Here is a 23,341-nt window from a genome sequence, read left to right on the forward strand (position 1 = left end):
CTCGATGAAGCTGCACAGCCCGTTCCGCACCGCGCTTCTTGCGACGCTGGGTGTCGGTCTCGGACTGCTCCTCATCGGCAGCATCCAGAACCTTCAGACGATCCTGCTCTACGTCGGGACCGCGCTGTTCCTCTCGCTCGGCCTGGATCCGATCGTCGCGTGGCTCGAACGCCGCAAGCTGCCCCGCTGGGCGGCCGTCCTCGTCACGATCCTCGGGGTGCTCGCCGTCTTCGCCGGCATCATCCTCATGGTGGTGCCGATCATCGTGCAGCAGATCGGACAGCTCGTCGTGGCCATCCAGACGCTGGCCGAGGACGGGATGTTCGACGACCCGGTCGGCGCGATCCAGGACTGGCTGCAGACGGTCTTCCCCGCGCTCAACGTCGACGAGGTCTGGGGCTATATCGAGGACTGGTACGCGTCCCTCGATGTCGGCGCGATCGGCAGCGAGGTCGGCGGCAGCATCATCACGATCATCGGCGCGCTCATCGCGGGCTTCGCCGGCGCGTTCATCGTGCTGATCCTCACCATCTACTTCACCGCGTCCACCCCGAGCCTGAAGCGCTCCGTCTACCAGTTGGTGCCCGCATCCAAGCGCGCCCGCTTCATGGATCTCGGCGAGCAGATCACCGATTCGGTCGGCTACTACGTCATCGGGCAGGTGACGCTCGGTCTCATCAACGGCGTGTTGAGCGCGATCTTCCTGTCGATCATCAACGCGCCGTTCCCCGCCGTGCTCGCCGTGATCGCGTTCTTCTTCTCGCTCATTCCGCTCGTCGGCACGCTCACCGGCTCGATCATCATCGTGCTGACATGCCTCGTGGTGGGCTCCCCCACCATCGCGCTGATCGCCGGCATCTACTACCTGATCTACATGCAGATCGAGGCGTATGTCATCTCCCCGCGCATCATGGGGCGGGCCGTCTCGGTGCCCGGAGCAGTGGTCGTGATCGCCGCGCTCGCGGGCGGCTCGCTGCTGGGCCTGCTCGGCGCGCTGGTCGCGATTCCGGTGGCCGCCAGCATCCTGATCCTCTACCGCCAGGTCGTGATCCCGCGCCAGAACGAGAGGTGACCCGGCGCCGGCACACGACGTCGCTACAGTCGCGTCATGCCTCTGGGTCGAGGGACCCGTTCCACTCCAGCGGCAGCGGCAGCGCGTCAGGGTTGACCGCAGCCACGATCTCGGTGAGCACCCGGCGGGTCTGGTTCTCGCCCACCCACAGGTGCTTCCCGCCTTCGACGGGGATCAGCACCGCGTCCGGCACGCCGGCGAAGCGCTGGGCCGCGGCATCCGGTCGCAGGTAGTCGTCGAACTCGGGAACCAGCACGATCAGGCGCCGGTCGTCGCCCGCCCACGCTGCGACCTCCTCGGCGGTCGCCCGGTGCAGCGGCGGCGACAGCAGCACGGCGCCCTCGATCAGGTGATCGCGCCCGTACTTGAGGGCGAGCTCCGTGCCGAAGGACCATCCCAGCAGCCACGGCCGCGGCAGCCCGCGGGCATGCACGAAGTCCATCGCGGCAGCGACATCGAATGCTTCGGCCCGGCCGCCGTCGAACGCGCCCTCGCTCGTGCCCCGCGGCGAGGTGGTGCCACGCGTGTTGAACCGGAGCACCGCGAGATCGGCGAGGGCGGGAAGACGCCCCGACGCCTTGCGGAGGATGTGCGAGTCCATGAACCCGCCCGCCGTGGGAAGCGGATGCAGCGTCACGAGCGTCGCTACCGGCTCGCGGGTCTCGGGAAGCGCGAGCTCACCGACCAGCGTCAGGCCGTCGAGCGTCTCGAGCTCGATGTCTTCCCGCCGAGCGGGAAGCTGCATCGGTCCGCGGATCTCCATGTCATGCCACCTTCCAGCAGTGCTGATGCCAGTGCCGACGTGCGGCGAGATCCGCCGCATCGCCCAGGACGCCGTCCGCGCGCCACGCCACGAGGTGCGCGACGCCGATATCGATCTGCCGACCGCATCCCGGGCACGTGTACGGCTTCTGGGCCTGGAGGGCCGAGACCGGCTGCACCAGCCACTCGACACCGCGGCGCACCTCCGTGCGCTTCCAGCCCGCGAGGAGTCGCTCGAAGGACCCGTCGCCGCTCGGGTCAGGACGGCGGCGGTTCGACCTCGGCACGGCTCAATACCAGCCCGTGCGCTGCGAGTGGTCCCACGCACCGCACGGCGTGCCGTAGCGTCCGCCGATGTAGCCGAGGCCCCACGTGATCTGCGTCGCGGGATTGGTCTCCCAGTCGGCGCCGGCGGTGGCCATCTTGCTGCCCGGCAGCGCCTGCGGGATGCCGTAGGCGCCGCTGCCCGCGTTGTAGGCGTTGACCCGCCAGCCGGACTCCTTCTTCCACAGCGCCACCAGGCACGCGAACTGGTCGTCGCCCCAGCCCCGGGCCAGCACCATGTCGTAGGCGATGGCCTGTGCGGTGCCCGGATCGGGCGTCGCGAACGGCGGCCGCCAGCCACCGCCGGATGTGGCCGCGGGCGCCTGGACGGTCGGGGTGGGCTTCGGCTTGACGTAGACGGAGTAGCTGCCTCGATCGAGTGCTGCAGGCTCCGCCGCGGCAGCGCTGTCGTCGCCGGCGATCGACTGGACGTCGTCCAGCGAGCTGGCGTACAGCGACACCTGCGGCTCACCCTCGGCGCTGGCCTGCGCCAGCGCGAAGCCCGTCGGACCGATGTAGGCGACGACGAACCCGAGCACGGCGAATGCGGCGAACGCACCCAGCACTCCGCGGCGTCGAGACCACCGAGGTGCGGGCCTGCCCGCCCGTGCGGCGGGCGCCGGAGCGGCCGCTGCGGGTGGGGACGAGACGACGCGACCCGCGGTCCGCGTCGATACCTCGTGACGACGGGCGCGTCTGGTCGGGTACAGCTCGTTTCCAGAAGTCACAGTGCCCCGATTCTCGCATACCGTCACGACGACGTGCCATCCGAGAGGCCGCGCGTCCTACTTGACGGCGAGCATCACCTCGACGACGGCATCGAGCACGGCATCCACCTGCGTTTCGCGATAACCGCCGCGCTGCATGCGGAACGCGACGGCGCGCACCTGTTCGACGGTCACCGCGTCTCCGGTCTCGAGAAAGCGTGCCAGCTTGTCCGTGACGAGATCCACTTCGGCGACGCGGTACCCGTACCTCAGCCGCGACACCCGGTCGAAGCGGCGGCCGGTCGGGCGCGACAGGCGGTCCAGCACCTCCTGTGCCAGCTCCCGGGTGTGGCCGACCCACGCGCTCGCGCCGGCGGCGGCCATCGCCGAGGAGCGCTCGCGCGCCGCGAAGGCGTCTTCGATACGCCCGAGCGCGGCATCGACCGACGCGATCGCGTACCCGTGCTTCACGAGCGGGAAGGCGACCTGGCGGATGTCGGCCGCGGTGAGCGACTCCGCGCCCTGCTCGAACGACGCCCGCGCCCGGGCGAGGAACTCGTCCACGGGCTGCTTGTCATAGCCCTTCTCGCGGCCCCGCGCCTCGGGGAAGGAAGTCCGGGACGTCGTCTCGGAAGCCGTCATGATGCCACCATCGGGGTGAAGAGGTAATACAGGGTCAGCGCCGCCACGACCGACAGCAGGATCGAGTCCAGTCGATCGAGCACTCCGCCATGGCCGGGAAGCCACGAACTCATGTCCTTGATCCCGAGATCGCGCTTGATCATGGACTCGCCCAGGTCGCCGACCGTCGCCGTGGCGAGGATCAGGATGCCGAACACGGCGCCCATCCACCACGCGAGGCCCAGCATGAAGATGCCGACGAGAACACCGGCGATGATGGCGGCGGCCGCAGCTCCGGCGAAGCCCTCCCAGGTCTTCTTGGGACTGATGCGCGGAGCCATCGGGTGCTTGCCGAGCGTGATGCCGGCCACGTAGGCGCCGGTGTCGACGCCGACCGCGACGATGATGAACGACAGCACCCACCACTCGCCGCCGTCCTTGCTGAGCAGCACGAGGCACAGACTCCCGAGGAAGGCCACATAGAGCTGCAGGAACGCGGCGAGGAGGACATCGCCGAGCACCGTCGCGTATGTGCGTCCATCATGGGACGCCATCTGCGCGACGAGCCGCCAGACGACGAGGAACGCGAGTGCCACGAACAGCAGCACCCAGTGCAGCCACGCGTCGACGAAGTAGGCGGACAGCACGACGACGGCACCCGCGATGAGCTGCGGAACAAGGTCGACACGGCGCCCGCTCGCGATGAGCGCGCGGGAGAACTCGAACATCGCCAGCAGCGCGGCGGCCAGGGCGAACGGTACGAACGCCCACTTAACGAAGATCAGCGAGCCGAGGAGCGCCACGCCGATGGCCAGTCCGATCAGGGTGGCGACGATGAGATCGCGTCCCGTGCGCTCTTTGATCCGCTCGTTCGCCTCTTCGAAGTCGGCCTTCGCCTGCGCGACCTGATTCTCCAGCTCGCTGCGCGCGGCGCGCAGGTGGGCCTGCAGCGCCGGGCCGCTTTCGTGGACCTCGGCGGCACGCCGCGCGTCGCCCGCTTCACGCCGCGTCTGCGGGGAGGCGGTTTCGTCGCCGCGCGGCGGGTCCGATGCGTCGGTCATGGGCAGACTTCAGACCTCGAGGAGCTCGGCCTCTTTGCGCTTGAGCGCCTCGTCGATCGCGTCGACGTGGGCGCGCGTGAGCGCGTCGAGCTCCTTCTCGGCACGGCCGAGCTCGTCTTCTCCGACCTCGCCCTTCAGCGCGTCGATGTCGTCCTTGGCCTTGCGGCGGATGCCGCGCACGTGCACCTTGGCGTCCTCGCCCTTGCCACGCGTCAGCTTGACGTACTCCTTGCGGCGCTCCTCGGTGAGCTCCGGCATCGTGATGCGCACGAGATTGCCGTCGTTCGTGGGGTTCACGCCGAGGTTAGGGATGTCGCGGATCGCCTGCTCGATCGCCTTCAGCGCCGACTTGTCGTACGGCGTGATGATGAGGGTGCGGGCCTCGGGGTTGTTGATCGACGCGAGCTGCGCGAGCGGCGTCGGGCTGCCGTAGTAGTCGACGAGGACCTTCTGGAACAGCTGCGGGTTCGCGCGTCCGGTGCGCACCGTGGCGAAATCCTCCTTCGCAGCCTCGACAGCGCGGTCCATGCGCACTCCGGCATCGGCCAAGACGTCCGCGATCACAGTGTCTCCTTCAGGTAGATGGGGCTGGTCAAGTGTATCGGCGGCAGCGGGCTCACGCCGTGACGAGCGTGCCGATGGTCTCGCCGAGGAGCGCCTTCGTCACGTTGCCGGCCGGCTCCATGCCGAACACCCTCATGTCCATGCGGTTGTCCATGCAGAGACTGAACGCGGTCGAGTCCACGACCTTGAGCCCCCGCTGCAGCGCGTCGAGGTACGTGATGCGATCGATCAGGGTGGCCGAGGCATCCTTCTTCGGATCTGCCGTGTAGACGCCGTCGACGCCGTTCTTCGCGACGAGGACCTCCTGCGCGTCGATCTCGAGGGCGCGCTGAGCTGCGACGGTGTCGGTGGAGAAGTACGGCAGGCCGGCGCCGGCACCGAAGATGACGACGCGTCCCTTCTCCATGTGGCGCTCGGCCCGGCGGGGGATGTACGGCTCTGCGACCTGCGTCATCGAGATCGCGGACTGCACGCGCGTCGCTGCGCCGGCCTGCTCGAGGAAGTCCTGCAGAGCGAGGGCGTTCATCACGGTGCCCAGCATGCCCATGTAGTCGGCCCGGCCGCGGTCCATGCCGCGCTGGCTGAGCTCGGCACCGCGGAAGAAGTTGCCGCCTCCCACGACCACCGCGATCTCGACGCGGTCGACCGCCGCGGCGATCTCGCGTGCCATCTGGCTGACCACGTCGGGGTTGACGCCCAGCTGTCCGCCGCCGAACGCCTCGCCGGACAGCTTCAGAAGGACGCGCCGGCGCCCGGTGTTCTCGTTGATCACAGTGGTCCTCTCGATGACGACAAACTATCCGGCGGGGACAAACTACCGAAGGGCATGAGAAAAGGCCCGCATCGGATTGCCGATGCGGGCCTTCTCAATGGATCAGGCGCCGACCTTGTAGCGGGCGAAGCCCGTCAGGGTCAGACCGGCGTCCTTCGCGACCTGCGCGACGGACTGCTTGTTGTCCTTCGCGTAGTCCTGGTCGAGAAGCGAGACCTGCTTGAAGAACGCGTTGACGCGGCCCTCGACGATCTTCGGGAGGGCGGCCTCGGGCTTGCCCTCGTTGCGCGAGATCTCGGTGACGATCTCGCGCTCCTTGTCGACATCCGCCTCGGGGACCTCGTCGCGGGACAGATACGACGGGTTCGCGAACGAGATGTGCTGCGCGAGGCTGCGCGCCGTCTCGGCGTCGTCGCCCGAGTAGGCGAGCACGACACCGACCTGCGGCGGCAGGTCCTTGCTGGTCTTGTGGAGGTAGATCTCGAACTTGTCGCCCGTGAGGGTGCTCACGCGGCGCAGCTCGACCTTCTCGCCGATGATGGCGGCCTCGTCCGCGATCAGCTCGGCGACCGTCTGAGAACCGGCGAGCGCGGCGAGGGCGGACTCGGCCGAGTCCGCGTGAGCGGCAGCTGCGGCGTCGAGCACCTTGTCGGCGAGGGCGATGAAGCGCTCGTTCTTCGCGACGAAGTCGGTCTCGGTGTTGAGCTCGATGATCGTGACCTGACCATCGACCTCCTTCGCCGCGACCAGTCCCTCGCTCGTGGAGCGGTCGGCGCGCTTGGCGTTGCCCTTCGCGCCCTTCAGGCGCAGGATCTCGACGGCCTTCTCGAGGTCGCCGTCGGCCTCCTCGAGCGCCTTCTTGGTGTCGACCATGCCGGTGCCCAGCTGCTCGCGCAGGGTCTTGATGTCGGCGATCGTGAAGTTTGCCATGGGTGGCGGCTCCTTGATTGTGAGAGTTCTGTGGATGCCGCGGCGGAGTCGTCCGGAGACGACTCCGCCGGGCGGGAAGATGCGATTACGCGTCGGCCTTGCCGGCCTCGGCCTCAGCCTCGAGCTCCTCGGCGATGACCTCGGCCACGACGGCCTCAGCGGCGAGCTCCTCGGCGATGGCCTCGGCCACGACGGCGTCGGCGACGTCGCCCTCGGCGGCGAGCTCCTCGGCGATGGCCTCGACCACGAGGGCCTCGGTGGCGAGCTCGACGGCGTCGCTCTCAGCGGCTGCGGCGCCCTGCTCGAGCAGTTCGCGCTCCCAGTCGGCGAGGGGCTCCGCGTCAGCGGCCTCGTCGGTGGGCTGGTGACGCTGGATCAGGCCCTCCGCGGCGGCGTCGGCGATGATGCGGGTGAGCAGGCCCACCGAGCGGATCGCGTCGTCGTTGCCGGGGATCGGGTACTGGAACTCGTCCGGGTCGGCGTTCGTGTCGAGGATGCCGATCACGGGGATGCCGAGCTTGGATGCCTCGTTGATCGCGAGGTGCTCGCGCTTGGCGTCCACGACCCAGATGGCCGACGGGGTCTTCTGGAGGTTGCGGATGCCGCCGAGCGACTTGTGCAGCTTGTCGAGCTCGCGCTTCTTGAGGAGCAGCTCCTTCTTGGTGAAGCCGCTCTCAGCCGGGTTCTCGAAGTCGAGCTCCTCGAGCTCCTTCATGCGAGCGAGACGCTTCGACACCGTCGAGAAGTTGGTGAGCAGACCGCCGAGCCAGCGCTGGTTGACGTAGGGCTGGCCCACGCGGGTCGCCTGCTCGGCGATGACTTCCTGCGCCTGCTTCTTGGTGCCGACGAAGAGGATGGTGCCGCCGTGGGCGACCGTCTCCTTGACGAACTCGTACGCCTTGTCGATGTACGTGAGCGACTGCTGCAGGTCGATGATGTGGATGCCGCTGCGCTCCGTGAGGATGAAGCGCTTGACCTTCGGGTTCCACCGGCGGGTCTGGTGTCCGAAGTGCACGCCGCTGTCGAGCAGCTGGCGAATGGTGACGACGGCCATGGCCGTTCTCCTGTTCCGGCGCGTGTGCGCCTGTTGCGGTTGTTCTCGCGCCGGCGTGGGGCCGGCGAGCCTGGTGCCCGGCACATTCCCACCCCGCGCCCGCTCGTGAGCGTTCGCAGAGACCGTAGGGAGTGGATGCCGCGCCGCATCCTTCGTCAGACTCAGGATGTGCGGCGCTGTGGGCACGCGGAGTCACCCCGACATGCGGAGTGCGCATCCAGTGTATCAGCAGGCGGACCGGGCCGACCCTCCTCCCCCGCCGGTGTGCGGCCACGGTTCTCCACGGGTCCGCGTCGCGCCGAGCAACGCGCCCTCGCCGTACGGGATGGTCGGATCATGACGAGGTCCGCAGGCATCATCGGCCGGGGCGCTCGCGCGGTCGCCTCGTGCGCCCTGGCACTGTGCCTTGCCGCCGCCTGGTCGCCAGAGACCGCGCGGGCGGACGGGCGGGCCGATGAGGCAATGGCGGCGGCGGGCGGCGGACCGGTCTCCAGGGCGGAGCGGTGGCTGTGGCCGGTGCAGCCGTTCCGCCTCGAGCGCCCGTTCGTGGCACCGCCTCACGAGTACGGCCCCGGCCACAGGGGAATCGACCTGACGGTGCTGGGCGAGAACATCGTGCGCGCGCCGGCCGAGGGCGTCGTCGCGTTCTCGGGGCAGGTCGCCGGGCGCGGCATCCTCACGATCGATCACGGCGGGGGGCTCGTCTCAACCCTCGAGCCGGTCGACTCCGCCCTTCTCGCCGGCACGCCGATCGCCGCCGGCGCTGAGGCGGGGACCGTGTCCACCGGCGGCCACACCGCCCTGGGCGCCCTGCATTTCGGGGTGCGCCTGGACGGCTCCTACATCAATCCGCTCGTGCTTCTGGGCGGCGTCCCGCGAGCGGTGCTGCTGACCTGCTGCTGACCACAGGCTCAGGCTCGGGGATGCGCGAGACGGTAGGAGGCGGCCAGACGCTCGCTCGAGACATGGGTGTAGATCTGCGTCGTGCCGAGGCTCGCGTGGCCGAGGATCTCCTGGACGGCGCGAAGGTCGGCGCCGCCGTCGAGCAGGTGCGTCGCTGCCGAATGGCGAAGCGCGTGCGGTCCGACGTGAGCTCCGAGCTCGGGACCCAGCTCGCGCGAGACGAGGTCGTACACCGCCCGCGGCCCGATGCGGCCGCCTCGCGCGCCGAGGAAGAGCGCCGGTGCGACGGGGTCGCCGGTCCGCCGGGCGAGGAGCGCCGGTCGGCCGCGCACCAGATAGGCGTCGATGGCGCGCAGCGCCGGGACTCCGAACGGGACGACCCGCTCCTTCGAACCCTTTCCGAGCACACGGGCCGTGCGCCGGTCACGATCGAGGTCGTCGACGTCCAGCCCGCACAGCTCCGACACGCGCAGCGCGGCGCCGTAGAGCATCTCGAGCATCGCATGGTCGCGCAGGGCGAGCGGGTCGCCCTCGGCGGCCGCCGCCTCGAGCCGTTCGAGCACGCTGTCCAGGGCGTCCGCTGTGGCGACCTTCGGCAGCGTCCGGCCGCGTTTGGGGGCGACGAGCCGCAGGCTGGGGTCCGTCGGCACGACCCCGGTTTCGGTCGCCCACGCGAAGAAGCCGCGCACGGCGGCGGTGCGGCGCGCGATGGTGGCGCGGCTGTCGCCGCGCTGCACCGCTTGCCACAGCCACTCGCGAAGGTTGTCGAGGTCGACCACGGCGAGGTCGATGTCTCCGCACGCGAGGGCGAGTCCGGCGAGGTCGGCGCGGTACGCCCTCACCGTGGCCGGTGACAGCCGGCGCACCTCGCTCAGATGGCGGAGGTACGCCTCTGCTCCCTCGATGATCTCCACGGCTCCAGCTTGCTCCCGCATCCCCGGTGTACGACGCTGCGACCCGCCCGAGCACGCGCCTCCGCCGCGTGCCGACGCCGCGCGCGGACGCCGCCGCGCCAGCCACCCGCAGCGTCAGCCGCCCAGCCGTCCGGAGGCCTTTCCGCGTCAGCCACCCACCCTCCGCGTCAGCCTCCAGCCGTCGGCACCCGCCTCGACGGAGCCATCGAGGCGCAGCAGCCCGAGAAGGCCCTCGACCGCATCCGCCGCCATTCCGGCGCGCCGTGCGATGTCGGCGGACTCCCGCCACGCGCGCGTGCTCAGCGCGTCCATCACGCGCGTCGACTCACCGGTGTACCCGGTCTGGACGCCGGCATGGTCATCCATCCCGGAACCCATCCCCAGCAGTTCGCGCACATCGTCGGCGCCGGTGATGCACTGCGCGCCGTACTCGCGGATGAGGCGATGCGTACCCGCCGAAGTCGCGGAGGTGATGGGACCGGGGACGGCGCCGAGCGGCCGCGACAGCGCGGCCGCGTGGCCGGCGGTGTTGAGCGAGCCGCTGCGCCACCCGGCTTCGACGACCACCGTCGCCGCCGAAAGGGCGGCGATCAGCCGGTTGCGCTGCAGGAATCGCCACTTCGTCGGCGCGGAGCCGCACGCCACCTCGCTCGCCACGACACCGCGCTCTGCGATGTCGTCGATCAGCTGGGTGTGACCGGCGGGGTATGAGCGGTCCGCGCCACCGGCGAGCAGAGCGACCGTGAGCCCGCCCGCGGACAGCGCCGCGCGATGCGCGGCGCCGTCGATGCCGTACGCGCCGCCCGACACCACGCCGATGCCGCGACCGGCGAGTTCGGCCGAGAGCTCCATCGCCACGTGGTCGCCATAGCGCGATGCGGCCCTGGCGCCGACGATCGCGACGGAAGCCTCGAGCCGGCGCAGCGCAGCGACATCGCCGCGCACCCACAAGCACACCGGCGCGTGCGCGTCGAGGTCGTCCAGTTGATTCGGCCACTGCGGGTCGCTCCGCGTCACCAGCGTGACGCCTCGCGCCGCGGCCGTCGTGAGGGAGTCGGCGACCGCGCGTGCGGACAGGCGCGGCAGCCAGCGCTTGCGCCCCTCCGCCAGCTCTCGCGGGGTGACGTCGGGCAGCGTCCCCTCGGCCAGGACGGCTTCGAGCGCGGGCGCGGCGCCACGAGCGGCGATGAGGCGACCCGCCACCGAGTCCCCCGGCTCGATCAGCTGGCACCACACCGCTGTCGCATATCGCTCGCGGGCGTCGTCGCGGTCGTCGTCTGCCCCTGTCGGCGCCAGGGCGCGCCGCGCGGCGCCGGCGCTGAGATCGAACGCGGTCACAGGGCGAGTCCCTTCTTCAGGTAGAGCGCGCGGCCGATGTGCTCGGCGCTGAGCTGCGCGCGCCCCTCGATGTCGGCGATGGACCAGGCGACACGCAGCACGCGGTCGTAGCCGCGCAGCGTGAGCGCGCCGCGGTGCAGGGCGGCATCCAGCGGACGTCGAACCACCGGCGCCGGCGCACCGGGTCCTTCGCGCAGCCACGATCCCGGCACGTCGGCGTTCACCCGCCAGGGCGTACCGGCCAGCCGGTGGCGGGCGCGCGCCCGCGCGTCGGCGACACGGTCACGCGCGGCGGCGGTCGAGATCGACGGCCCGCTGTCGCGCTGCGCCACGGACACCCTGGTCAGCGTCAGCTCGATGTCCATACGGTCCAGCAGCGGCCCGGACAGCCGGCCGAGGTAGCGGCGGATCGCGGCAGGCGGACAGGTGCAGGTGCCACCCCGGATGCCGTAGTCCCCGCAGGGACACGGGTTCGTCGCGAGCACCAGCTGGAAGCGTGCCGGATACTGTGCCTGCGCACCCGCCCGGTGAATCGTGATGGAGCCGGACTCCAGTGGCTGCCGCAGCGCGTCGAGCGCGCTCGACGCGAACTCGCCGGCTTCGTCGAGGAACAGCACACCCTCGCTCGCCCGCGCGATCGCCCCGGGGCGGATGAAGCGCGTGCCGCCGCCCACCAGTGCGGCGACGCTCGCGCTGTGGTGCGGCGCCTCGAACGGCGGGGTGCGCGACAGCTCGACCACGCGGGATCCGGCGAGGCTGCGGATCGAGGCGCTCGCGAGCGCGGCGCCGTCGTCGAGTGCCGGCAGGATGCCGGGGAGCCGACGCGCGAGCATGGTCTTCCCCGCGCCGGGCGGCCCGCACATCAGCAGGTGGTGGCCGCCCGCCGCGGCCACGATGAGCGCCTCGACCGCGTCGCGCTGGCCGATCACCTCCGAAAGATCCACGGTGGACCCGGGTTCCGGCTCGTCGTCCGGCAGGGCGACGGGCTCCTCGTCGGGGACCTCGACGTCGCCGCCGTGCCACGACACCACTTGGGCGAGATTGACCGCGGCGAGCACCTCGATCCCCCCGACGAGCGCAGCCTCGGCCCCGTTGGCGTGCGGCACCACCACGCGGCGATGCCCCGCGCGTCGGGCCGCGACCACAGCGGGCAGGACCCCCGGCACCGGACGCAGCCGGCCGTCGAGGCCGAGCTCGCCGATATGCACCGCCGACGCCACCGACGACGGGTTCATCGACGATTCCGTCGCGAGCGACGCCACCGCGATCGCGACGTCGAAGCCGGAGCCCTGCTTCGGCAGGCTGGCCGGCGACAGGTTCACCGTGAGCCGCCGCCGCGGCATCGGCGTGCCGCTGTTGGCGCACGCGTTGTGCACCCGCTGCACGGCCTCGCCGAGCGCCTTGTCGGGGAGCCCGATGATCTTGAACTCCGGCGTCTGCTGCGACAGATCGGCCTCGACTTCGACGCATTCGCCCTCGGCACCGACGAGCGCGACGGCCCACGTGCGCGCGACGCTCACGGCACCTCCACGTCGACGAGGTGCTCGAGCCGAGCTGTCGCCGGCTCCGTGCCGGTCAGCCCGATCGCGTCGATGCGCAGCCGGCGCCCCTGCACCAGGTCGCGGTGCGCGCCCACCCAGGCGATCGCGAGGCGCCAGAGCCGCACGCGCTTGCGGGCATCGATCGCTTCGAACGGATGCCCGAACCCTTCGCCCCTGCGCGTCTTGACCTCGACCACGACCACCGCGGCGCGATCGGCGACCACCAGATCCAGTTCCCCCTCGCGGCACCGCCAGTTGCGATCGAGGACGGTGAAACCCTGCTGCTCGAAGTACCGCGCGGCTCGGTCTTCGCCCGCGCGGCCGAGCACGTCTTTGTCTGCCATTCCGGCATCGTCGCGCGCCAGGATACGCGCGCGGACGCGCGGCTGCGGCATCCGTTCAGAACTCGGAACGGGTCCCGGAATCGCGACGGCTGGGGAGGAGCCGGCGGCTCAGGTGTCGAGCGACAGCTCTTCGGGAAGGTGGAAGTCGCGGCGCGACAGCTCTTCGACGTTGACGTCCTTGAAGGTGAGCACGCGCACGGCCTTCACGAAGCGATCGGCACGATAGATGTCCCACACCCAGACGTCGGTCATCGAGATCTCGAAGTAGAAGTCGTGCTCGGTGTCGCGGCGCACGACGTTCACCTCGTTCGCGAGGTAGAAGCGCCGTTCCGTCTCGATCACGTACTGGAACTGCGAAACGACATCGCGGTACTCGCGGTACAGTGCGAGCTCGAGTTCGCGGTCGTAGTCTTCGAAGACCTCGTCATCCATGGTGGTTCCATCCTATGGGCGCGGACAAGCGCGGCGATCCGGGTCCGCGCGTGGCGAACGCTAGAAGAGCGTCGGTGCGTCGGCGATCGACCACGACGCGCGGTGGTGCCGGCTGATGCCGTGCGTGCGGATGGCCTCGCGGTGATCTGGGCTCGCGTACCCCTTGTTGCGCGCCCACTCGTACGCCGGCAGCTCGTCATGCAGTTCGGTCATGAGCCGGTCGCGTGCGACCTTGGCGATGACGGATGCCGCAGCCGCCGACGCGCAGTCGCGGTCGGCCTTGATGACCGGCTGGACGGTCAGCCCCCACGCGCCTGCGGGGCGGATGTAGTCGTAGTTGCCGTCGAGGATCACGATCGCGTCCTCGGGCACGACCCCGTGGGCGCGGAGATCGGCGATCGCGCGGATCGCCGCCAGACCGAGGGCGCGCATGATGCCGATCTCGTCGATCTCCTCGGAGCTCGCCCAGCCCACAGCGCTCGCCGCGACCCAGGAGGCGGCACGGGCGGCCACGTCTGCGCGTTTCGGCTCGGGGACGAGTTTCGAGTCGCGCAGCCCCTGGGGGATGCGCTTGCGCGAGCGCGGAGCATCCACAACGGCGGCGCCTACGGCCACCGGTCCGGCCAGTGCGCCCCGGCCGACCTCGTCGCACGCGATCACGAGCGTGTGCTCCCGCAGGAGACGGCGCTCGAGGGTGAGGCGAGGCTCGGCGACGGTCACTGCTCGCCGCCCTCCGGCTCCGGATCGGGAATGCCGGCGAAGACGTCGTGATGGAAGTCGAGGAGCCCGAAGCGATCGAACGGCCACGTCACCAGGAAGGCGCGCCCGACGAGGTTGTCGAGGGGCACGAAGCCCTTTCCGGGCTGGTCCGTGTTGTACCGCGAGTCCTTCGAGCGGTAGCGGTTGTCGCCGAGCACCCAGAGGCTGCCGTCGGGGACCACGATGTCGAACGCATCGCCGGATGCCGCGGACTCCCCCGCCGGGAGCTTGATGTAGGCGCTCTCGTCGATCGGCACGTCGTTCACTGTGATCTGGCCGAGGGCGTTGCAGCAGACGACGTGATCGCCGGGGAGCCCGACGATCCGCTTGACGAGGTGATCGTCACTGTCAGGAGCGGCGAGGCCGACGAGCGACAGCACCCATTCCACGCCCTCGACGATCGGTGGCCGCGCGGGCTCGGTGCTCGGCGGCAGCCAGCCGCCGGGATCTTGGAAGACCACGATGTCGCCGCGGTCGTACCCGCCGAAGTCGGGGGTGATCTCGTCGACGAGGATCCGGTCCTTGATGTGGAGGGTGTCCTCCATCGAACCGGAGGGGATGTAGAACGATCGGACGAGGAAGGTCTTCACCACGAGCGAGACCAGCACGGCGATCAGGATGATCACGATCACGTCGCGCAGGAACACGACCCAGCCCCGACGACGCGGCTGAATGGTCGCCTCAGGCTGGGGCCCGGGCGCCGGCTCGGCGGGAGCCGACTTCTCGGTCGTCATGGAGTTCCTTCGCGGATGCCGGCGGTCGCGGCGACCCGTCTTCAAGGGTCGCACATTCCGGCCCGCACGGAGAACGGACGAAGCCCCGGACGCCAGAGGGTCCGGGGCTTCGAGAAAATGCTGCAGGCAGCGGGCGTCAGCCGCGCTTCTCCTTGATCTTGGCCTTCTTGCCACGGAGGTTGCGCAGGTAGTAGAGCTTCGCGCGACGCACGTCACCGCGGGTCACGACCTCGATGTGGTCGATGACCGGGGAGTGCACCGGGAAGGTGCGCTCGACGCCGACCTGGAAGCTGATCTTGCGGACCGTGAAGGTCTCGCGAACGCCGTCGCCGGAGCGGCCGATGACGACGCCCTGGAAGACCTGGATACGCGAGCGGTTGCCCTCGGTGATGTTGACGTGCACCTTCACGGTGTCGCCGGCGTTGAAGTCGGGGATGTCGGAGCGGAGTGAAGCCGCATCGACGGCGTCGAGGATCTGCATGATCGTCTCTCTCTGCGGCCGCCACAGGTCGACCACGGGAAGGGTTGTAGAAGGATGTGAAGTGCCGCAGGCCTCCGGCGTGACGCCGTACAGCTGATTCCCCTGAGGCAGAACCGGTCAGGGCACAAACATCCATTCTGCCATGGATGCCGCACCCCGCCAAAACACGTCAGCTCGCGGGCGGCGTCTGCTTCTCGGTGATGACGATGACCTCGCGTTCCGCGGCCTCCGGCGCATCCGCCTGCGCGGGGATGTAGGCCAGCCCGTCGGACGTGCGGAGCACGATCCTCGTGGGCCGCGCCTCACTCCACAGCTGCCAGAGCTCGAGCCAGAACAGCCCGACGCCGGCGAGGATCGTCACCACCATCAGGGGCGCCCACCAGGCCTCGTCGAAGAAGCCGAGGGAGATGACCAGACCGTGCCAGACGGTGAACCCGAGGACGTCCCACCACGAGACCGCGCGGTGCGCGCGCACTGTCCCGCGCGCCCGGACCAGCAGCGTGAGGATCAGCTGCCAGACGAACACGCCGGGGATCGCGAGGAACAGCACCCAGAGGAACGCCCACCCGCCGGCATTGAAGACGGCCCATCCGACGAAGAGCCAGAGCGGCAGCAGGAAGGCCGCCGGGATGAGCCAGCCGAAGAACGCGCGACGCAGCCACATGCCTCTGATGGTACGCCGCGGAGGCGGGTGGTGGCACGCATGCGCGGGCCACGGGGCATCCTCCCAGCCCGGAGCCGCCGCGTCCGACAGAATGGACGGGGAACGAGAGGAAACTCCACATGATCGAGTTGCGCACACCTGCCGAGATCGAGGCGATGAAGCCCGCCGGGCGATTCGTCGCCGAGACGCTCGCGACGCTGCGCGACGAGACCAAGGTCGGCACGAACCTCCTGGCGATCGATCGTCGCGCGCATGAACTGATCCGCCGGGCCGGAGCCGAGTCGTGCTACATCGACTACCACCCGTCGTTCGGCGCCAGCCCGTTCGGCAAGGTCATCTGCACATCGGTGAACGACGCGGTGCTGCACGGCCTCCCCTTCGACTACGCCCTCCGCGACGGAGATCTGGTGTCGCTCGACTTCGCGGTGTCGATCGACGGCTGGGTCGCCGACTCCGCCGTCTCGTTCGTCGTGGGCACTCCGCGAGACGAGGACATCGCGCTGATCGACACGACCGAGCGGGCGCTGGAAGCCGCGATCGCGGCCGCCACGGTCGGCAACCGCATCGGCGACATCTCCGCCGCGATCGCCGCCGTCGCCCACGGCGACGGCTACTCGATCAACACCGACTTCGGCGGCCACGGCGTGGGCCGGGAGATGCACGGGGACCCGCACGTCGCCAACGACGGGAAGGCCGGGCGCGGCTATCCGCTGCGGGCGGGGCTCGTGCTCGCACTCGAGCCGTGGTTCCTTCAGACCACCGACCAGCTCGTGACCGATCCCGACGGCTGGACGCTTCGCTCGGCCGATGGCTCCCGCGGCGCCCACTCCGAGCACACTGTCGCCATCACCGAGGACGGTCCGCTCATCCTCTCGGACCGCTCGTTCCTCGGCGTCCGCTGAGCTCAGTCGGCCGGGGACGCGACAACCACCGCTGAGCGCGGCGGCAGCGTCACGAAGCCGTCGTCCGACGTGGCGGCGGCGTCGGTCGACAGCAGCAGCCGCCGCGAGCCGTCCACGGGCAGACGTGCGAGGTCGGCCGAGAAGTTCACCAGGATCTCGGTGCCGCCACGCCGCATCCGGAACCATCGCGCGCCGTCGTCGGCGGTCGCGGTGAGCGCGTGGAAGTCCGGGTCGGTGAGTTCGCGGCGTGCGCGTCGCAGCGCGAGGAGATCGCGGTAGAGCCCCAGGATGCGGGCGTGGGTGCCGGCATCCTTCTCGTCCCAGCGCAGCTTCGACCGCAGGAACGTCTCGGGATCCTGCGGGTCTGGCACGAGCGACTCGTCCCAGCCCATCCGTGCGAACTCGGCCTTGCGCCCGCGCGCGGTCGCTGCGCCCAGCTCTGATTCGGGGTGCGACGTGAAGAACTGCCACGGCGTGGACGCCGCCCACTCCTCGCCCATGAACAGCATCGGCGTGAACGGTGAGAGCACGGTCAGCACGGCGGCGATCGCGATGCCGCCCTCGTCGAGGGTCTGCGACAAGCGGTCGCCCGCCGCCCGGTTGCCGATCTGATCGTGATCCTGCGAGAAGGTCACGAGCCGCCAGACGGGGATGCGCGGATCGATGGGATGCCCATGCGCGCGACCGCGGAACGACGACCACGTCCCGTCGTGGAAGAAGCCGCGGGTGGAGGCCTTCGCGAGCGAGGCGAGCGAGGCGAAGTCGGCGTAGTACCCGGTGGTCTCCCCCGTGAGCGCGACATGCAGAGCGTGGTGATAGTCGTCGTTCCACTGCGCGGTGAGCCCGTAGCCGCCGGCCTCACGCGCCGAGATGAGCCGGGCGTCGTTGAGATCCGACTCCGCGATGAGGGTGAGCGGCCGGCCGAGGTGCGTGCTGAGCGCATCGACGGACTCCGCCAGCTCCTGCAGGATGTGCACCGGCCCGCTGTCCTTCAGCGCATGGACGGCATCGAGCCGCAGCCCGTCGACGTGGTAGTCGCGCAGCCACATCTGGGCGTTCTCGACGATGTAACGCCGCACTTCGGACTCGTCGAGGTCCACCGAGGAGCCCCAGGCGTTCGAATCGGCGTCGCGGAGGTACGGTCCGAACTCGGGCAGGTAGTTTCCGCTCGGGCCGAGGTGGTTGTAGACGACGTCCTGGATCACGCCGAGCCCCACCGCATGACAGGCGTCGACGAAGCGCTGATACGCCGCCGGGCCGCCGTACGGCTCGTGCACGGCGTACCAGAGCACGCCGTCGTAGCCCCAGTTGTGGACGCCGTTGAAGGCGTTGACCGGCAGCAGCTCGACGAAGTCGATGCCGAGGTCGACCAGGTGCCCGAGGCGCCGGGCGGCGGCATCCAATGTTCCCTCGGGGGTGAAGGTGCCGATGTGAAGCTCGTAGACGACCCCGCCGGCGAGCTGCCGCCCCGTCCAAGAGGAGTCGGACCACTCGTGGGCCGCGGCGTCGAAGACGGCGCTGAGTCCGTGCACCCCGCGCGGCTGACGCCGTGACCGCGGATCGGGTCGCGCGACGACGGCGTCGTCGATGACGAAGCCGTACTCCTCACCGCCGGCCAGCTCGAGCCGGCCGCGCCACCAGCCGCCGTCCTCGCGGGTCATCGGGGCGTCTTCGCCGCGCGCTGGTGCGCGCAGCGCGACCTTCGATGCCCGAGGCGCCCAGACCTCGGGGATCACGACGGCTCACCCGCGACGAGCAGCGCGACCGGATAGACGTCGAGCAGCTCCGCCAGCGCGATGTGACCGGTGAACTCCCGACCGGTGAGGACGTCGACGGTCGGCCCCTCGTGGCGCAGCAGGGTCGTGTCGCCCCACGGCGATCCGGTGAGCTCGCCTCGCCGCGCCAGTGCGACGGGGAGGCGCGTCGCCACCGCCACGGCGCCGCCGCGATCGACCGCGATCGCGTGCTCCGCCGCCGCTCCGACCACCGTCATGGGCGTGTAGCGCGTGAACAGCTCGGGGCGATCGCGACGGAGCCGCAGCGCGCGCGACGTCATGAGCAGCTTCGCGGCGCCGGTCCGATCGACGATCGGGTGCTCGCCGGCGTCGATCCGCTCGAGCAGACGCCGCCGCTCCTCGAAGTCGACGGGACGGCGATTGTCGGGATCGACCAGGCTCTGCTCCCACAGCTCGCTCCCCTGGTACACGTCGGGAACGCCGGGCCCGGTCAGCTGCAGCAGCTTCGCCGCCAGGGCATTCGACCATCCGGCGCCCTCGATCTCCGCGACGAACGACTCGAGCCGCGCCGCCACCGCGGGATCGTCGAAGGCCGCGTCCACCGCCGCGTGCAAGCGACGCTCGAACGCCGCATCCGGCTCCAGCCAGGTCGTCGCCTCGCCCGCCTCGCGGGCGGCCTTCTCGGCATACGCATGCAGGCGCTCGCGAGACGCGGGCCACGCACCGACGAGGGCCTGCCAGAGCAGGGCGTCGAAGGGTCCGTGGCCGGTGGAGGCGGCATCCGTCAGCTCGTACAGCACCTCGCCCCATCGCTCGGGGATCTCGGACAGCACCGCCAGCCGGGCCCGCACGTCTTCGCCTCGCTTCGTGTCGTGGGTAGACAGCGTGGTCATGGCGTGCGGCCAGGCCGCGTGCCGCGCGGCCTGGGCGGCGTGGAACCCGTCGACCGAGAGTGCGAACACCGACGGATCGGCGCCCACCTCGGTGAGCGTGCCCAGCCGCGTCGCCCGGTAGAAGGCGGTGTCCTCGACGCCCTTCGCCATCACCATGCCGCTCGTCTGCTGGAAGCGGAGGGCGGCGGGATGCCCGGGGTCGGCGAGTGCGGTCAGCACACCGTCGAGCGCTCCCCCGAGGTCGGGACGGTGGGCGCGGACCTCAGCCGCCGCGCGGTCGAGGTGCTCACGTCCGGCAGGCAGATAGGACCGGTACACCGGGAAGCGCGCGAGCAGCTCGACGACCGCGTCCTCGGTCGCGGCGTCGTCGGGCGCGCCGAGGTCGCGGGTGAGCCGGCGCACCTCCGAGCGCAGGATCCCCTCACCGATCGCTCGTTTCGTGCCCGCGATGACCTCGGGCCACGGCCGCGTCGAGGGAAGGCCGGAGCGTTCGCGCAGCCGGGCATCGAGCACGTCGAGCTCCGCCCCGCCATCGGGATCGATCAGCACGCGGTCGATGGCGGCCAGAACCTCGTAGCCGGTCGTGCCGTCGGCCGCGAAGAACTGGGGCAGGTTCTCACCGTGCTCGAGGATCTTCTCGACCACGACGTACGCGCTCCCGGTCAGCGCATCCAGGCGCTCGAGGTACTCCACCGGAGCCTGCAGTCCGTCGGGGTGATCCACCCGCAGGCCGTCCACGATGCCGTCGGCGAACCAGCGGCCGATCTCGCCGTGGCTCGCCTCGAACACCACCGGGTCTTCCACGCGCACGGCCGCGAGACTCGAGACGCCGAAGAACCGGCGGTAGTTCAGGTCGTACGCCTCCCGCCGCCACGACATCAGCTCGTAGTGCTGCCGCGCATGCACGGCGAGGACATCCTCGTGCTCCGACGGTGCGCTCCCGGGCGCGAGCGGGAACCGGTGCTCGTAATACCGGAGTTCACCACTGTCGACGCGCAGTGCGCCGGTCGTCGCCGCCTGCTCGATGTCTTCGCCGAGGACCGGCAACCGTACCTTGCCGCCGCCGAAGTCCCAGTCGATGTCGAACGCCGCAGCCCAGCGGGAACCCCGCCCATGGGTCAGCAGATCCCACCACCACGGGTTCTCGTCGGCGCGTGCGACACCGACGTGGTTCGGGACGATATCGACCAGGATGCCGAGCCCTGCGTCGTGGAAGCCACGGGAGGCGCGCTCGAGCGCCGCCTTACCGCCACGAGCCGGGTCCACAGAGGTCGGATCCACGACGTCGTAGCCGTGGTCGGAGCCCGCGGCCGCGGTCAAGAGGGGCGAGAGATACACCCAGTCCACCCCGAGGGAGCTCAGGTAGCCGCGCAGCGCGACGGCGTCGTCGAGGGTGAAGGACGGGCGGATCTGCAGACGGTACGTGGAGGCGGGACGCGTGCCGGGCATGCCTGTTCCCCCTCAGTGACGCAGCTCTGCGCGCGGTGCGGCGCCTGGCACCTCGTCGATTCCGACGGGGTTCGCGGCCGCGAGCGACGCGGCGACGGAGTGGTCGACCGGCGTTTCGGGAAGCTCGTGTTCGCGCAGCACCATCAGGGAGCGGCCCGGCACCGACAGCGTCGAACCGGGCTCGATCGGGTCGCTGTCGGCATGGACCCCCGCGGTGTCGACGATGACGTCCCACTCCGGACTGAACTCCACGGCCGGGATGAGGAAGTCCACCGTACCTTCACCTGCATTGAACAGCACGATGAAGTGGGCGTCCGAGATCGGCTCGCCCCGGCGGTCGCGCTCACGGATGCCGTCCCCGTTGAGGAACACGGCGACGGCACGTCCGAATCCGGAGTCCCAGTCCTCCGGCTGCATCTGCGATCCGTCCGGACGCGCCCACCCGATGTCGGGGATCGGCGCACCCTCTTCGCGGCGCACGGGTCGGCCGTCGAAGAAGCGCCGGCGACGGAAGGTCGGGTGCTCGCGGCGCAGCCGCGCCAGGGCTGCGGTGAACTCCAGGAGCGGCTGATCCGGTGCCGACCAGTCGACCCAGGTGACCTCGTTGTCCTGCGCGTAGCCGTTGTTGTTCCCACCCTGGGTGCGGCCGAGCTCGTCACCATGCAGCAGCATCGGGACACCCTGCGACAGCAGCAGCGTGGCGATGAAGTTGCGCTGCTGGCGGGCGCGCAGCGCCAGCACGTCAGGATCGTCGGTCGGTCCTTCGACGCCGGCGTTCCACGAGCGGTTGTCGTCGGCACCGTCCCTGTTGTCCTCGCCGTTGGCCTCGTTGTGCTTCTCGTTGTACGACACGAGATCACGCAGCGTGAAGCCGTCATGAGCGGTGACGAAGTTGATGGATGCCACGGGCCTGCGACCCGAGTGCTCGTAGAGGTCCGCCGAGCCCGTGAGCCGGGACGCGAACTCGCCGAGGGTCGCAGGTTCGCCGCGCCAGAAGTCGCGCACCGTGTCGCGGTACTGACCGTTCCACTCCGTCCACTGGGGCGGGAAGTTGCCGACCTGGTAGCCGCCCGGCCCCACATCCCAGGGCTCTGCGATCAGCTTCACCTGCGAGACCACCGGGTCCTGCTGCACCAGCTCGAAGAAGGCGGCAAGGCGGTCGACCTCGTAGAACTCGCGCGCGAGCGTCGACGCCAGATCGAAGCGGAAGCCGTCTACGTGCATCTCGAGCACCCAGTACCGCAGCGAATCCATGATGAGCTGCAGCGTGTGCGGGTTGCCGACGTTCAGGCTGTTGCCGGTGCCCGTGTAGTCGGTGTAGTAGCGCTTGTCGTCATCCTCGAGCCGGTAGTACGCCTCGTTGTCGATGCCCCGCATCGACAGTGTCGGACCGAGATGGCTGCCCTCGGCGGTGTGGTTGTAGACCACGTCGAGGATCACCTCGATGCCGGCCGCGTGCAGGGTCTTGACCATCGCCTTGAACTCCTGCACCTGCTGGCCGCGCTGCCCGCTGGAGGAGTAGGTGTTCTGCGGGGCGAGGAAGGCGACGGTGTTGTAGCCCCAGTAGTTCGCGAGGCCCTTCTCCTCGAGGCCCGAGTCGTTGACGAACTGGTGCACCGGCATGAGCTCGATCGCCGTCACGCCCAGCTTCTCGAGATGCTCGATGATCGCCGGGTGCGCGATCGCGCTGTAGGTGCCGCGAATCTCTTCCGGGATGGCGGGGTGCAGCTTCGTCAGGCCTCGCACGTGGGCCTCGTAGATGAAGGATTCCGCGTACGGCGTCTTGGGCTGGCGGTCGCCGCTCCAGTCGAAGTACGGGTTCACGACGACACCCATCATCTGGTGGGACGCGGAGTCCTCGTCATTGCGCGAGTCGGGCTCTCCGAAGTTGTAGCCGAACACCGGCTGACCCCACTGCACCTGTCCCTCCACGGCCTTCGCGTACGGGTCGAGCACCAGTTTGCTCGCGTTGAACCGCTTGCCGCCGGCGGGGTCGTACTCGCCGTGGACCCGATATCCGTAGCGCTGCCCCGGCTGGATCGTCGGCAGGTAACCGTGGTGGACGAACGCGTCGACATCGACGAGATCCACGCGTGTCTCGGTGCCGTCGTCGTCGAAGAGGCAGAGCTCCACGCGCTCGGCGCCCTCGCTGAACAGCGCGAAGTTGGTGCCGCTGCCATCGAACGTCGCCCCCAACGGGTACGGGGAACCTGGCCAGACCTGCATGCGACCTCCATTCGGCGGGGCCTTCACCCTAGCGGGCGTGAGCGAACGGCGGCGCGGGGTGGCGCTTGCCGCACCGGGACGATATGCGCTCGGCTCCCCCGGTTCTCACACCGCGGCGCGGGGGCCTGTGAGAGAAAAGTTCGCTCGGGGTAACGGCG

24 protein-coding genes are annotated in these 23,341 nt (G+C 70.1%); 3 read left to right on the forward strand and 21 right to left on the reverse strand.

The features are described from left to right. The first annotated feature begins 4 nt into the window (after window positions 1–4). The gene (locus B2K11_RS05995) at window positions 5–1,072 is read left to right on the forward strand and encodes an AI-2E family transporter (protein ID WP_163617323.1); all 1,068 of its coding nucleotides are present in this window, start codon (window positions 5–7) and stop codon (window positions 1,070–1,072) included. Window positions 1,073–1,106: 34 nt separating this feature from the next. Here the strand turns inward: B2K11_RS05995 and B2K11_RS06000 are convergent, their stop codons facing one another. From B2K11_RS06000 to rpsB, 9 genes are all read right to left on the reverse strand, one after another. Next, entirely contained in the window at window positions 1,107–1,835 is a 729-nt protein-coding gene (locus tag B2K11_RS06000) for an alpha/beta hydrolase (protein WP_163617324.1), read from the reverse strand. 1 nt (window position 1,836) lies between these two features. After that, complete coding sequence (locus tag B2K11_RS06005) at window positions 1,837–2,121, reverse strand: hypothetical protein (RefSeq protein ID WP_163617325.1); 285 nt, start codon at window positions 2,119–2,121, stop codon at window positions 1,837–1,839. 3 nt (window positions 2,122–2,124) lie between these two features. Further along, on the reverse strand, window positions 2,125–2,721 hold the full coding sequence (locus tag B2K11_RS06010; RefSeq protein WP_163617533.1) for a lytic transglycosylase domain-containing protein: 597 nt from the start codon (window positions 2,719–2,721) through the stop codon (window positions 2,125–2,127). 222 nt (window positions 2,722–2,943) lie between these two features. Next, a complete protein-coding gene (locus B2K11_RS06015) occupies window positions 2,944–3,507 on the reverse strand; it encodes a DivIVA domain-containing protein (protein WP_163617326.1) in 564 nt (187 codons plus the stop codon). Continuing rightward, window positions 3,504–4,547, reverse strand: coding sequence for a phosphatidate cytidylyltransferase (locus B2K11_RS06020; RefSeq protein ID WP_163617327.1), 1,044 nt, complete (start codon window positions 4,545–4,547; stop codon window positions 3,504–3,506). The genes B2K11_RS06015 and B2K11_RS06020 overlap by 4 nt, the downstream gene beginning before the upstream one ends. A gap of 9 nt (window positions 4,548–4,556) precedes the next feature. Next, a complete protein-coding gene (gene frr, locus B2K11_RS06025) occupies window positions 4,557–5,111 on the reverse strand; it encodes a ribosome recycling factor (protein ID WP_163617328.1) in 555 nt (184 codons plus the stop codon). A gap of 52 nt (window positions 5,112–5,163) precedes the next feature. Beyond that, complete coding sequence (gene pyrH, locus B2K11_RS06030) at window positions 5,164–5,883, reverse strand: UMP kinase (RefSeq protein WP_163617329.1); 720 nt, start codon at window positions 5,881–5,883, stop codon at window positions 5,164–5,166. Between the two features lie 102 nt (window positions 5,884–5,985). After that, the gene (gene tsf / locus B2K11_RS06035) at window positions 5,986–6,813 is read right to left on the reverse strand and encodes a translation elongation factor Ts (protein ID WP_163617330.1); all 828 of its coding nucleotides are present in this window, start codon (window positions 6,811–6,813) and stop codon (window positions 5,986–5,988) included. 85 nt (window positions 6,814–6,898) lie between these two features. Then, on the reverse strand, window positions 6,899–7,867 hold the full coding sequence (gene rpsB / locus B2K11_RS06040; RefSeq protein WP_163617331.1) for a 30S ribosomal protein S2: 969 nt from the start codon (window positions 7,865–7,867) through the stop codon (window positions 6,899–6,901). 336 nt (window positions 7,868–8,203) lie between these two features. Between rpsB and B2K11_RS06045 the strand changes: the two genes are divergently transcribed. Further along, complete coding sequence (locus B2K11_RS06045) at window positions 8,204–8,770, forward strand: M23 family metallopeptidase (RefSeq protein ID WP_163617332.1); 567 nt, start codon at window positions 8,204–8,206, stop codon at window positions 8,768–8,770. 8 nt (window positions 8,771–8,778) lie between these two features. Here B2K11_RS06045 and B2K11_RS06050 read toward each other — a convergent pair whose 3' ends face one another. The 9 genes from B2K11_RS06050 to B2K11_RS06090 form a co-directional block, all read right to left on the reverse strand. Then, on the reverse strand, window positions 8,779–9,684 hold the full coding sequence (locus tag B2K11_RS06050; protein ID WP_239525767.1) for a tyrosine recombinase XerC: 906 nt from the start codon (window positions 9,682–9,684) through the stop codon (window positions 8,779–8,781). 147 nt (window positions 9,685–9,831) lie between these two features. Continuing rightward, window positions 9,832–11,022 (reverse strand): DNA-processing protein DprA, encoded by a 1,191-nt coding sequence (gene dprA, locus B2K11_RS06055; RefSeq protein ID WP_163617334.1) that lies wholly within the window; start codon window positions 11,020–11,022, stop codon window positions 9,832–9,834. Next, entirely contained in the window at window positions 11,019–12,542 is a 1,524-nt protein-coding gene (locus B2K11_RS06060) for a YifB family Mg chelatase-like AAA ATPase (RefSeq protein WP_163617335.1), read from the reverse strand. The genes dprA and B2K11_RS06060 overlap by 4 nt, the downstream gene beginning before the upstream one ends. Next, complete coding sequence (locus B2K11_RS06065) at window positions 12,539–12,907, reverse strand: YraN family protein (protein WP_163617336.1); 369 nt, start codon at window positions 12,905–12,907, stop codon at window positions 12,539–12,541. Before B2K11_RS06065 ends, B2K11_RS06060 begins: the two co-directional genes overlap by 4 nt. Before the next feature lie 108 nt (window positions 12,908–13,015). Beyond that, complete coding sequence (locus B2K11_RS06070; RefSeq protein WP_163617337.1) at window positions 13,016–13,339, reverse strand: DUF2469 family protein; 324 nt, start codon at window positions 13,337–13,339, stop codon at window positions 13,016–13,018. Window positions 13,340–13,399: 60 nt separating this feature from the next. Then, window positions 13,400–14,059, reverse strand: a complete 660-nt coding sequence (locus tag B2K11_RS06075) for a ribonuclease HII (RefSeq protein WP_163617338.1) — start codon at window positions 14,057–14,059, stop codon at window positions 13,400–13,402. Beyond that, complete coding sequence (gene lepB / locus B2K11_RS06080; protein WP_163617339.1) at window positions 14,056–14,832, reverse strand: signal peptidase I; 777 nt, start codon at window positions 14,830–14,832, stop codon at window positions 14,056–14,058. The genes B2K11_RS06075 and lepB overlap by 4 nt, the downstream gene beginning before the upstream one ends. A 136-nt stretch (window positions 14,833–14,968) precedes the next feature. After that, on the reverse strand, window positions 14,969–15,313 hold the full coding sequence (gene rplS, locus B2K11_RS06085; RefSeq protein WP_163617534.1) for a 50S ribosomal protein L19: 345 nt from the start codon (window positions 15,311–15,313) through the stop codon (window positions 14,969–14,971). 169 nt (window positions 15,314–15,482) lie between these two features. Then, window positions 15,483–15,977, reverse strand: a complete 495-nt coding sequence (locus B2K11_RS06090) for an MFS transporter permease (protein ID WP_163617340.1) — start codon at window positions 15,975–15,977, stop codon at window positions 15,483–15,485. Between the two features lie 119 nt (window positions 15,978–16,096). On the opposite strand from B2K11_RS06090, the gene map reads away from it, so the two are divergent. Then, the gene (gene map / locus B2K11_RS06095; protein ID WP_163617341.1) at window positions 16,097–16,879 is read left to right on the forward strand and encodes a type I methionyl aminopeptidase; all 783 of its coding nucleotides are present in this window, start codon (window positions 16,097–16,099) and stop codon (window positions 16,877–16,879) included. A gap of 2 nt (window positions 16,880–16,881) precedes the next feature. Here map and treZ read toward each other — a convergent pair whose 3' ends face one another. The 3 genes from treZ to glgX are packed head-to-tail and all read right to left on the reverse strand — an operon-like array spanning window position 16,882 to window position 23,183. Further along, a complete protein-coding gene (gene treZ / locus B2K11_RS06100) occupies window positions 16,882–18,615 on the reverse strand; it encodes a malto-oligosyltrehalose trehalohydrolase (RefSeq protein ID WP_204260022.1) in 1,734 nt (577 codons plus the stop codon). Beyond that, window positions 18,612–20,957 (reverse strand): malto-oligosyltrehalose synthase, encoded by a 2,346-nt coding sequence (treY, locus tag B2K11_RS06105; RefSeq protein ID WP_163617342.1) that lies wholly within the window; start codon window positions 20,955–20,957, stop codon window positions 18,612–18,614. The genes treZ and treY overlap by 4 nt, the downstream gene beginning before the upstream one ends. A gap of 12 nt (window positions 20,958–20,969) precedes the next feature. Beyond that, window positions 20,970–23,183 carry a glycogen debranching protein GlgX gene (gene glgX, locus B2K11_RS06110; protein ID WP_163617343.1) on the reverse strand — a complete coding sequence of 738 codons (2,214 nt, stop codon included), beginning with the start codon at window positions 23,181–23,183 and terminating at the stop codon, window positions 20,970–20,972. Window positions 23,184–23,341: the final 158 nt, after the last annotated feature.

The organism is Microbacterium sp. B35-30, assembly GCF_010634855.1.
GTDB lineage: Bacteria > Actinomycetota > Actinomycetes > Actinomycetales > Microbacteriaceae > Microbacterium.

What these genes read in the sequence shown, in the direction of transcription:
- B2K11_RS05995 (WP_163617323.1), top strand. Translation starts at nt 5, where the DNA reads ATGAAGCTGCACAGCCCGTTCCGCACCGCGCTTCTTGCGACGCTGGGT.
- B2K11_RS06000 (WP_163617324.1), bottom strand. Translation starts at nt 1,835, where the DNA reads ATGGAGATCCGCGGACCGATGCAGCTTCCCGCTCGGCGGGAAGACATC.
- B2K11_RS06015 (WP_163617326.1), bottom strand. Translation starts at nt 3,507, where the DNA reads ATGACGGCTTCCGAGACGACGTCCCGGACTTCCTTCCCCGAGGCGCGG.
- B2K11_RS06020 (WP_163617327.1), bottom strand. Translation starts at nt 4,547, where the DNA reads ATGACCGACGCATCGGACCCGCCGCGCGGCGACGAAACCGCCTCCCCG.
- tsf (WP_163617330.1), bottom strand. Translation starts at nt 6,813, where the DNA reads ATGGCAAACTTCACGATCGCCGACATCAAGACCCTGCGCGAGCAGCTG.
- rpsB (WP_163617331.1), bottom strand. Translation starts at nt 7,867, where the DNA reads ATGGCCGTCGTCACCATTCGCCAGCTGCTCGACAGCGGCGTGCACTTC.
- B2K11_RS06045 (WP_163617332.1), top strand. Translation starts at nt 8,204, where the DNA reads ATGACGAGGTCCGCAGGCATCATCGGCCGGGGCGCTCGCGCGGTCGCC.
- B2K11_RS06065 (WP_163617336.1), bottom strand. Translation starts at nt 12,907, where the DNA reads ATGGCAGACAAAGACGTGCTCGGCCGCGCGGGCGAAGACCGAGCCGCG.
- B2K11_RS06070 (WP_163617337.1), bottom strand. Translation starts at nt 13,339, where the DNA reads ATGGATGACGAGGTCTTCGAAGACTACGACCGCGAACTCGAGCTCGCA.
- lepB (WP_163617339.1), bottom strand. Translation starts at nt 14,832, where the DNA reads ATGACGACCGAGAAGTCGGCTCCCGCCGAGCCGGCGCCCGGGCCCCAG.
- rplS (WP_163617534.1), bottom strand. Translation starts at nt 15,313, where the DNA reads ATGCAGATCCTCGACGCCGTCGATGCGGCTTCACTCCGCTCCGACATC.
- B2K11_RS06090 (WP_163617340.1), bottom strand. Translation starts at nt 15,977, where the DNA reads ATGTGGCTGCGTCGCGCGTTCTTCGGCTGGCTCATCCCGGCGGCCTTC.
- map (WP_163617341.1), top strand. Translation starts at nt 16,097, where the DNA reads ATGATCGAGTTGCGCACACCTGCCGAGATCGAGGCGATGAAGCCCGCC.
- treY (WP_163617342.1), bottom strand. Translation starts at nt 20,957, where the DNA reads ATGCCCGGCACGCGTCCCGCCTCCACGTACCGTCTGCAGATCCGCCCG.
- glgX (WP_163617343.1), bottom strand. Translation starts at nt 23,183, where the DNA reads ATGCAGGTCTGGCCAGGTTCCCCGTACCCGTTGGGGGCGACGTTCGAT.